General features: G+C 26.1%; 10 protein-coding genes. 7 read left to right on the top strand and 3 right to left on the bottom strand.

The annotated features are described in order from the left end of the window. The first annotated feature begins 114 nt into the window (after positions 1-114). Both PF569_06340 and PF569_06335 read left to right on the top strand, forming a co-directional pair. Positions 115-843 carry a hypothetical protein gene (locus tag PF569_06340; GenBank protein MDA3855856.1) on the top strand — a complete coding sequence of 243 codons (729 nt, stop codon included), beginning with the start codon at positions 115-117 and terminating at the stop codon, positions 841-843. Continuing rightward, entirely contained in the window at positions 836-1,762 is a 927-nt protein-coding gene (locus PF569_06335) for a glycosyltransferase (protein MDA3855855.1), read from the top strand. Before PF569_06340 ends, PF569_06335 begins: the two co-directional genes overlap by 8 nt. A 9-nt stretch (positions 1,763-1,771) precedes the next feature. Here PF569_06335 and PF569_06330 read toward each other — a convergent pair whose 3' ends face one another. Beyond that, positions 1,772-2,338: a hypothetical protein gene (locus PF569_06330; protein MDA3855854.1), complete on the bottom strand. Its 567-nt coding sequence runs from the start codon at positions 2,336-2,338 to the stop codon at positions 1,772-1,774. A gap of 83 nt (positions 2,339-2,421) precedes the next feature. On the opposite strand from PF569_06330, the gene PF569_06325 reads away from it, so the two are divergent. The 5 genes from PF569_06325 to lgt all read left to right on the top strand — a co-directional run bounded on the left by PF569_06325 (position 2,422) and on the right by lgt (position 6,724). Continuing rightward, positions 2,422-2,988 carry an AAA family ATPase gene (locus PF569_06325; protein MDA3855853.1) on the top strand — a complete coding sequence of 189 codons (567 nt, stop codon included), beginning with the start codon at positions 2,422-2,424 and terminating at the stop codon, positions 2,986-2,988. Between the two features lie 166 nt (positions 2,989-3,154). Continuing rightward, on the top strand, positions 3,155-4,027 hold the full coding sequence (locus PF569_06320) for a Fic family protein (protein ID MDA3855852.1): 873 nt from the start codon (positions 3,155-3,157) through the stop codon (positions 4,025-4,027). Positions 4,028-4,211: 184 nt separating this feature from the next. Next, positions 4,212-5,135: a class I SAM-dependent methyltransferase gene (locus PF569_06315; GenBank protein MDA3855851.1), complete on the top strand. Its 924-nt coding sequence runs from the start codon at positions 4,212-4,214 to the stop codon at positions 5,133-5,135. Positions 5,136-5,451: 316 nt separating this feature from the next. Beyond that, positions 5,452-5,994 (top strand): hypothetical protein, encoded by a 543-nt coding sequence (locus PF569_06310; GenBank protein ID MDA3855850.1) that lies wholly within the window; start codon positions 5,452-5,454, stop codon positions 5,992-5,994. Further along, complete coding sequence (gene lgt, locus PF569_06305) at positions 5,984-6,724, top strand: prolipoprotein diacylglyceryl transferase (GenBank protein ID MDA3855849.1); 741 nt, start codon at positions 5,984-5,986, stop codon at positions 6,722-6,724. Before PF569_06310 ends, lgt begins: the two co-directional genes overlap by 11 nt. Positions 6,725-6,729: 5 nt before the next feature. Here lgt and PF569_06300 read toward each other — a convergent pair whose 3' ends face one another. Both PF569_06300 and PF569_06295 read right to left on the bottom strand, forming a co-directional pair. After that, the gene (locus PF569_06300; GenBank protein MDA3855848.1) at positions 6,730-8,541 is read right to left on the bottom strand and encodes a hypothetical protein; all 1,812 of its coding nucleotides are present in this window, start codon (positions 8,539-8,541) and stop codon (positions 6,730-6,732) included. A 578-nt stretch (positions 8,542-9,119) separates the two neighbouring features. Next, positions 9,120-9,257, bottom strand: a complete 138-nt coding sequence (locus PF569_06295) for a hypothetical protein (GenBank protein ID MDA3855847.1) — start codon at positions 9,255-9,257, stop codon at positions 9,120-9,122. Between the last annotated feature and the right edge of the window lie 458 nt (positions 9,258-9,715).

The following is a 9,715-nucleotide window of genomic DNA, read 5'->3' as shown; positions in this document are numbered from 1 at the left end:
TATTTTCAATGCAGAATTTGATTCAAGTAACAATAAAGTGATATTAAAAGAGAAATTACCTATAGAGATAAAAAATAAATTGATCTCTAAAAAAAAAACTTCAATTAGATAAGAATGGAACCACTATATATTTTAGCATTAGAAAAAAAGTTGAAAAATATCCAAACTATGGATCTAGAGACTTTAAACTGGTTATATCTAAAACAAGAAATTGAAAAAATTAAATTTGAAATTGTATGTACTAAAATACCTAAAATATCAAATAAATTATTATCAGAATATTCGCCAATAAAAGCAGATTTTGTAAAGGAAGAAAAGATTAATTCAATTCATGGTTTAAGGCATATGACAAGAGTTCAAGTGTACGTCTTAATTGTCTGTAAGTTATTGAATTACAATGTTTATGTTAAGGAGCTATTGATTGTAGCTGGGATTCATGATATTAAAAGATTAAATGATAAAGAGGATGCCACACATGGCTATCGAGCAGCAGAGTGGTTTCTAAAGAATAATAATCATAGTTCTCTAGATATTAATCTAATATGTAATTTGACTAAATCTCATGATATAGAATATTCTAAAATTTCAAAATTATTTTTGAATAAATATGAAATTGAAATGAACATATTCAAAGTTGCTGATGCTTTAGATAGATTTAGATTACCTAAAGAAAAATGGTGGCCAAATAAAAAGTATTTATTATTAAATTTAGATTATAATTTACTATTTGATTTTGCAAAATTTTTCATCTATAATACTGAAAAAACTGCATTAGATAATAAAGATGCTTCAGGAGGTATCATAAATTTTTGTAATAAGTATAATATATTTGAAAATGAATAAAATTAAAAATATTTCAGTAGGAATCCCAGTATACAACGAAGAAAAGACAATTATTAAGTGCTTAGATAGTGTTTATAACTCTTTAAAATTAATAAATGGTATTGATTTCATTGTAATTATATGTTTTAATGGAACTACTGATAACAGTAAGAAAATTATTCAAAATAAAATAAATGATTATCCTAACTTAATAATAACTTCATCTAAAAAAGGAAAAACTAAAGCAATTTGTAAAATTTTAGAAAATTCAAAGGAAACTGATATTTGTATTTTTATAGATTCTGATGCTATAATGGATAAAAAGTGTATCACAAATATTATTAATAAGTTTAATCAGACTGAATCAAATTTATTATGTGTTACTGGAAATCCAATACCTTTATCTAAGACTTTTTTATCAAAAATAATTAATATTAGAAGAATTTATCCAAAATCTCAAATTCCGCCTAAATCATTTGAAAAATTTGAAAAACAAAGAAATTATATTCATGGTCGAATATATTCATTAAAAAATACAATATTTGGAAGTGTATTGAAATCTACATTTAGGAATTCAAAAGGAGATGATTCATATTTGAGTTATTTTTTAATAAAAAATTATGGTAGAGAATCATTTATAGAATCTGACCTGGTTAATGTTTATTATACTCCAGTGTTATCTTTGCGTGGTTGGTGGTATAAACACACTAGAATTTGGTCAGATCACCATAGTTTGCAAAATAATCAACTTGAGTTTAGAGAATTAAAAAAGTATATGGATTGTAAAATTGACTGGAGTTATGTATTTAAACAAAAAATGTATATAATATTATTTTTTATATCTGAAAGAATTTTAACATATAGTGGAAAAATTGTATTCAAACTAACAAAAAATTTTATTAATTATGGTTGGAAAAGAATTGATGAAACAAAGAGATGAAATATTAAACTAACACGCTATTAGTTCGAGAGGTAAGACTCCATTGAAAGAATAACCATTAACTTTTTTTCTATGTCTATTATATTCTCTGGAGCTTTTTTGACCAAAATTGACAGAACGCTTATCATATTGAACCGGTATCTTAATTATATCAATTTGATGATTATCCAGTATCTGATTTGATTCTTCAGAAAAATCTTCAATTACTATAGCATCTTCAATTAAAAACCCCTCTAATCGAGCTACTTCTTCGTAATATTTATGCATTAATGGAAAGTTTCCTAAAGGCCTTTGAAAGTTAACATGTTCTTCAGAATATACTCTGGAAAAATATTGTTCTAACTCAAATGTGTGTAGTGAATCAAGTATTGTTTTTCTTTTTGCATCACTATATAGGACTTTAGTTTGCATCCATTGATTCAAGAAATCATGTGTGCCATTTCTAAGTATATTCTTATTATTCCTATGATCCCACAATATTAATGTTTTATATAAATCAATTATGAATAATTTTTTACTTGGAAGAATTTCTTCTTGAATTTGAGTTGTATCTTTTGATATATGATACATAGCCATGCAATTATTAATTATGCTTTATTTATATATATATTGAAATTGTCTGCGATAAATTTATTAAATAAGCATTAAAGTTATTATCTATGACATCACCAATTATAGTTGGAATTTGTGGAAATAGTTGTTCTGGAAAGAGTACTATTTGTAAAGAGCTCGCTGAGAAGTATCCTTTAGATGTAATGCATATTAAAGCAGATAAATTTTTTAGAAAAGAAAATTCAACTAATGTTGATGGACAACCTATTTGGAATAGAAAAGAAGATGTTAATTTTGATTTATTAATTAAAGCTATTAAAGATTTAAAAGAAGGTAAAGAAACATATATGCCAAAAAAAGCATTTACTGAGGCTCAAGACAAATTATTAAAACCACAAAAAATAGTATTGATTGATGGATTTTTAATTTACACTAATGAAGAACTTGTATCTTTAATTGATAAAAAAATTTATTTGGATATTGCTGAAGATGAATTAATAGCTAGAAGATTGTTAAGGAATATTGAAGAGAGAAAGGAGTTTATATTTAAAGCAGTCATTGAACCTGCAAAGCTATATGAAAATATACAAAAAGATAATTCTGATCTGATAATTGATTCTAATAGATCTCAAAATGAAGTGATTTTGGATGTTGAGAAAGAAATTTTAAATTAATTCTAATTTCTTAGTTAGCAGTGTCCATAACTCTGCTGACAAAGTGGGAATATTAGTGTTAGAACTCGTGAGGAAGTCAGTATTTGAAGTGAAAATGCTGACTTGACTTGTCTGACCTTTTCGATGAAAAAGATATATTTATAAATATAGTCATACATTAAACATTATGGTTAAATTGATTCAAAAAAATAATTATTATTATTTGCAATATTCTTATAAGAAAAATAAGAAGACGCAAACTATAGAAAAATACTTTGGTAAAGAGTTACCAAAGAATATTTTATTGATAAAAGAAGAGTTTAAAGAGAACGTATTTAGAGAAAGGTTTGTAGAGGAAATTGATAATATTTCTAGTAATTTTAATAAGGAATTTAGGGATACTAATGAGATTGCTCAAAAAAAATATTTATCTCAATTTGCTATTAAATTTACTTATAATTCTCAAGCAATAGAGGGTTCAACTCTTAATCTTAAGGATACTGCATTGCTAATAGAAGAAGGTATCACTCCTGCTAAAAAATTTGAAGATATAGAGCAATCTAAAACACACTATGATGTATTTATTGAAATTCTAAAACAACAACAAGATATTTCTTATGAGCTTATCTTAGCATGGCATAAAAAACTTTTTGAAAGGACTTATCCTCAAATTGCAGGTAAATTGAGAAATCATCCTGTTAGAGTAATTGGTTCTAAATCCATTTTTTCTCATCAATCCAAAGTAGAATCTGATTTAAAAGATTTCTTTGATTGGTATAATAAAAATAAAAACAGAATACATCCTTTAAGGCTCGCAGCTTTAGTTCATTTAAAATTTGTATCAATTCATCCATTTACTGATGGGAATGGGAGAGTTTCTAGATTACTTATGAATTATATATTAAACTTATATAAATATCCTCTACTAGATATAGATTATATAAAAAGAACTTCATATTATAATGCTCTTGAGAAAGATCAAACAAGTGGAACTGAATTAGTATTTATTGATTACATTGCCAAGAAATTTATTAAAGAATATAGTGATTATTTGGAATAAGCAATATCTAACTCAGCACTTCTTTTAACAATGCTAATAATCCAGCTTTGTCAGCAGTGGCAAATCAACTCCTGATAAAAAGTTCGTTTAATAGTTGTTATATTCAATAAATTTGGAGTCCTAAAAAAATGAAGAGGTAGTTTTTTTGAATAATTATATAAATGTTAATGATTTATTTTTATGTATGAATAAGAATTGTAAAATAGTAGAAACTTGTTATGATATGTTAGACGTTGCTTTTTATGGAAATATAACTGATTTTACTGATGGAAAATATAATGGTGTTGATTCAACAGGTTATATTAAAGCTCAAGAAGACAAAGCCGAATGGCTTTTAGATAAAATAAAATGTAAGAAAGGTTCATTCTTGCTTGATATAGGCTGTGGTTATGGAAGAATAGTAGAAACTGCTAATAAACGTGGAGCAAAAGCAAGTGGAATTACTTTATCAAAATATCAACAACTTCGTAATATTGAAAAAGGACTTAATGTTAAGGCAATGAATTATTTAGATATTCCAAAAGAATGGAACAATTCATTTGATTGTGTTATTGCTAATGGTTCTATGGAACATTTTACACAAGTGCAAGATGCTATTGATGGAAAACAAGATGAAATACTAAGAAATTTTTTCAAAATATGTCATAGAATAATGAAACCTGATTCCAGACTTGCCACTACAGTAATGCATTTTACTGAGAAAACAAACCCTAACGAGATAGCAAAAGGTTCTAAATCTTTTTCTTCTAAATCAGATGAAGGCCATTTTGCAAAGGTTTTATTAGAAAATCTAGGTGGATGGTATCCATATAAAGATCAGTTAGAAAAATGTGCCAAAGGGTTATTTGTTTTAGAAAGCAGAGAAGATGGAACACATGACTACCATTTAACTTCAGAATATTGGTTGAATGCAATCAAGTTAGCTTTAAAAACTAAACCAAGGGTTTATATTTCTATTGTTGGCAAGTTTTTAAGAAATCCTCGTGCTGCTTTTGGGATGTTAGATACGTGGTTATTTTCACAATCATGGATGTGGCAATTTAGACCTAGAAAAAATGGAAAAGCACCTACTACATTATATCGTGATGTTTGGAAAAGAGTAGATTAAAAAAATAATGGATAATTAGAAAACTGCCTTTAATATTTGTCTTTGATGTTCGCTTCGCTCAATAGAAAGGACGGACTCCAAATTTACTCTCAGCATAAATGCCTCGGGGTCGGCTTGCAGCCTTTCGCTTCGCTCACCCGGATATAACACCCATTAAAAAGAGAAATCTTACAGATTTCTCACAAATTCTTCTCACTGGTTCAAAGAACTTTTTTTAACGTGGAATGTTGTGCGTAATAAAATTTAGTGGCTTAGAAAAAATAAACTTTGTGCAAAAAACAAATAAATTTATAAAACCAACATTCATAAATAAGATATGAAACTAGTACCTAAATACTCATATGAATACAATGTCGTTCTAAACGAGACATACAACGCATCAGAGCAAATTAAAAACTTTGCATCAACTCTATCTGATAAAGACAGATTCTTACCTCACTTAGACCTAATTGAAAAGAATTCAGAATTAATAGAAGAAAAATTAGGATTCAAACTAAAAGATGCAATTGAATTCTACGTAGTAAGATGCGAGAAATTCAAATCATTCTCTGAACCAATTACAATTGAATACTCAATTCTACCTGAAGAAATGCTACTATTCCTACTAAAAGAAATCATTAAGACTTCAGTACTAGTAAGATTCACAACAGAAGAAATTAGAGAACAATACATCAACTCATTCGTAGAACACATTGCAATCGCTGGAGACTTTGGGAAATTAGAATTAGTAAAGTTTGGAAAGAACTTACATGATGAAAGTAAGAAAAACTATCCTAGCTACGAATTCAAGGATATTGATTTCAGCAATAAAACTCTAAAAGAATACACAGAAGAACTATTCAAGGCATATGATCAATAAAGTTGCACTCGAAATATTTGGTCTACAAATATACTGGTATGGAATAGTATACGCACTAGGATTTACACTATCCTATTTTTTCATAACTCACCATACTAAAGCTCTAAAAATAAAAAAAGAAGATTCTGAAAACATATTTTTTAACTTTATGATTTCTTCTGTTCTAGGAGGACGTTTATTTGAAGTTCTAATCTATGAACCATCATACTACTTCTCAAATCTCAGCAAAATCTTTACAGTATGGGACGGAGGAATGTCAATTCATGGCGGAATACTACTAGGTGTAATCTCACTATACTACTCATCAAAAAAATACAAAATAAGCCTTCTAAGCTTAACAGATATATACTCGATTCCAGCAGCTGCAGCTTTAGCATTTGGAAGACTCGCTAATTTCATAAATCAAGAACTAGTTGGAAAACCAACACAATCAAGTCTAGGAATAATCTTCCCAGAATATGACTCTCTAACAAGATGGCCAACTCAATTATTGGAGAGCGCAAAGAATCTAATAACATTTCAAATATTATATGCAACATACATATTCAAAAAAACAAAAACTGGAACAATAACTGCTTTATTCCTTATATTATACTCCTTTGGAAGATTCATAATAGATTTCCTAAGAGAACCCTCTACTTTATACTTTGGAATCCCAGTTGGACAAATTTTAAACTTAACATATACAGTCTTTGGTTTAGGATTGATTTATTATATTCATAAGAAATGAAAAAATCACATATCCAAAATATTCTTCTTCGTATAAAACCAAACAAATGTTAAAGTACCAAAAATATAAAACATACTTAATAATATGAATCTAATAAAAACAATATACGGTTCTATAGATAAATTAGCCTTAACTCCTTTTTCTATATTAAATGACTCATAAATTTGTAAAGGAAAAATCCTATCAACCTCTCCATTAATAAAAATAAATCTATCAATTCCTACATAATAAATAAATTTGAAATCTTCTGAAGTTATCTCACTCAATTCAAAATCATAACTAGAACTCTCAGACAAATACACCCTTTCAAAATTGCCAAAACTAAAACTATGATTCTTTAGAACTTTAACATCTCCTAGAATAAAGTCATGTCTTTTTCCTGACATATTCATTGAAAATTGTGAAAAATGAACTATATTCCCATAATACTTTTCATCATAATCTCTCTTAATTTCATCATTCTTATACCCCTGATACAAATTATCATAATCAAAATTAATCTCCTCACTTAATAAAATACTACCCAAACGATCATACTCTACTCCTACAACACTTCCAAAATACATCATAATATAAAAAACTAAAAATAAACCTAAAAATACATATAAAGTTTTTTCATAAAAAAACTTGTATTTTTCATATCTAAGAAATAAAAATAAAAAGACAACAATAGATAAAATTAGAATTAATGTCCAAACCTCAGAAGAAACATTTTGATCAATAATAGGATTTGTATAAATACTAATCCCTCTAACTCCCTCATAAGCTTTTAAAGATCTAATTCCTAGTGGGAACTTCAAGACTTCAATAAAAATAAAAAATAAATAAAATACTATACTGGATAAAAAACTAATTACAAAAAATTTACTAAAATATATCTTTTTCTTTTCAATATTTTTATATAGAATATAAAATGGCAAAACAAGCAATGAAAAACCTAAAAAAATCGCAATTAAATAAATTAACAATATTGCCGAAGTAACAAAAAAATCACTTGCTCCTAACTGAGTTAAATCAGAATAAATCAAACTTTTACTAAAATCAAAAAAATTAAACAAAGGATGATTTCCTCCAATCTCACCACTAGAATACAGAGCATTCTCAGTCCCAACAACATAAGGAACCATATAAACTCCAGCATCAACAAGTAAATGTAAAACAAGTAAAAATGAAACCCCTACAAAAAAAGTTTTTTTATTTGAAAACATCTCAATTAAATTCTTAAGAAAAATATTTCCTGAATTTGAAACAGAACTAACAAAATTAGTTTTAATTTTTGTGTGTTTATGCACATACATAACTAAATAATAAATAACCCCTAAAACTAAAATTACTGCATCAACTGCCAATGCAAACCATTCCATAAATAAATTAAATACTATAAGACCTAAAAATAAAGAATACATTATCAATAGTATGTAAGTTAACAAATGTCCCAAAAAATTATCCCTGAATCTAAAACTTCCTAAAAATGATTCTTTTTTATAATTATGATTTGATACCAAAGAAATAACTAAAATCACCCCAAATATTATTCCTAAAAAAGATAAAATTAAAACTAAATCTTCAGTCATATTCAAAAATTTAAAAAAGAATTTAAAAAAATAAAAATCACCGATGTTTAAATTCTTAGAATATAGAAGCAAGGCCTTAGGGATTGCAATTAAAGAAAATGCTAAAATAAAAAATAAATCATAAACTCTAAGTCTAATCCCAATAAAAATTTTTGAAAAACTAACCCTATAAAAAATGTATGCAATCAAAGTCCAAGAAAGAAGCTTCTTGAAAAAATCTAAATCTCCCTCAAGTCGATTCATAAAATCTAAAACATTCAAAATAATAAAAAAAATAAAATAAAACTGAAGTAATAATCTCTTATTAAAAAACCTAGAAAAAGAAAAATTTCTAAAAACCATTAATTATTAGTTATGAAAAAGCTTTATAAAACTTATTTACTATTCCAGTATATGTATAAAATCTCTATTTTAGATTTAGAAAAAAAATCAGTATTTTTTATTAACTCTTTTCTAATAATTCTTATGACAATATTCTTTCTATTTGAGATAAAAACAGTTTACTTCTTCTACTTCAACATACTATTAACATTCATACTATCATATATTTTTTTCAAAAAATCAAAAAAACTAGCAAAATATCTAATAATAACTAATATGTTCATATTTTTTTATTTTCTATACCCATTAATTGCATCATTTTTATATGAAATTCTCGGAGAGCAAAGTTATATTTACATATTACTATATAACATACTCCTAGCATATATATTCTTAGTATTCTCAGGTCATCATAAAGATTTTTTAAAAAATATAAACAAATCTAATATTAAAATTTTCTCATTAGTTGGTTTAATAAGTATAGGTTATGGATTATTTTTTTATCTTGTAAAAGAACCTGTACCTATAAATCTAATTTTCGATACAAGTACTAGCATGTATTTAATTAAAGTTTTTGCATTCACATTCATCCTTGCCCTCTCAGAACAAATAATCTTTGCAGGATTTTTATATAACATCTATAAACAACTAACACATAAAAAAGAAGCAATATTTCAAGTAGCAACAATATTTGTTCTTTTTCATCTATTAAGATTTGAAAATCTAGTTAGAAATTATTTTATAAACTTTAACTCTAATTTTTTATTTCTCCTAACTCTATATTATGTCTTCTTATTTCTATTCATGATAACTGCCCTATACTTTTATGATTTCAAATCAAAAAAATACTCCGGAAATTTTCTCTACCCACTTACTCTTCATTTCATAACAGACACAACATTATTTGTTCTAATTATTATAATCGGTTCATACTAAAATTATTTGAAATGTATCAAACTTATAAAAAAATTCAAAAGTGGGCTTTATCCGAAGTAGATTTATAAAGTTCAAATTTCTTTAATTATTATGATTCGTAAACTTGTACAAAAACAAATAATTCCTCACGAGAATTCTTTTCGTCAAGAATTAAATAAGA

The organism is Candidatus Woesearchaeota archaeon (genome assembly GCA_027858315.1).
Classification (GTDB): Archaea; Nanobdellota; Nanobdellia; order Woesearchaeales; family UBA583; genus UBA583.
Note: the sequence above shows the minus strand (reverse complement) of the source record. Positions and strands in the feature narration are given on the sequence as shown.

Coding starts and splice junctions, on each gene's coding strand:
- PF569_06340 (MDA3855856.1), top strand. CDS start 115: ATGGAACCACTATATATTTTAGCATTAGAAAAAAAGTTGAAAAATATC.
- PF569_06335 (MDA3855855.1), top strand. CDS start 836: ATGAATAAAATTAAAAATATTTCAGTAGGAATCCCAGTATACAACGAA.
- PF569_06330 (MDA3855854.1), bottom strand. CDS start 2,338: ATGGCTATGTATCATATATCAAAAGATACAACTCAAATTCAAGAAGAA.
- PF569_06325 (MDA3855853.1), top strand. CDS start 2,422: ATGACATCACCAATTATAGTTGGAATTTGTGGAAATAGTTGTTCTGGA.
- PF569_06320 (MDA3855852.1), top strand. CDS start 3,155: ATGGTTAAATTGATTCAAAAAAATAATTATTATTATTTGCAATATTCT.
- PF569_06315 (MDA3855851.1), top strand. CDS start 4,212: ATGAATAAGAATTGTAAAATAGTAGAAACTTGTTATGATATGTTAGAC.
- PF569_06310 (MDA3855850.1), top strand. CDS start 5,452: ATGAAACTAGTACCTAAATACTCATATGAATACAATGTCGTTCTAAAC.
- lgt (MDA3855849.1), top strand. CDS start 5,984: ATGATCAATAAAGTTGCACTCGAAATATTTGGTCTACAAATATACTGG.
- PF569_06300 (MDA3855848.1), bottom strand. CDS start 8,541: ATGAATCGACTTGAGGGAGATTTAGATTTTTTCAAGAAGCTTCTTTCT.
- PF569_06295 (MDA3855847.1), bottom strand. CDS start 9,257: ATGTTATATAAAAATCCTGCAAAGATTATTTGTTCTGAGAGGGCAAGG.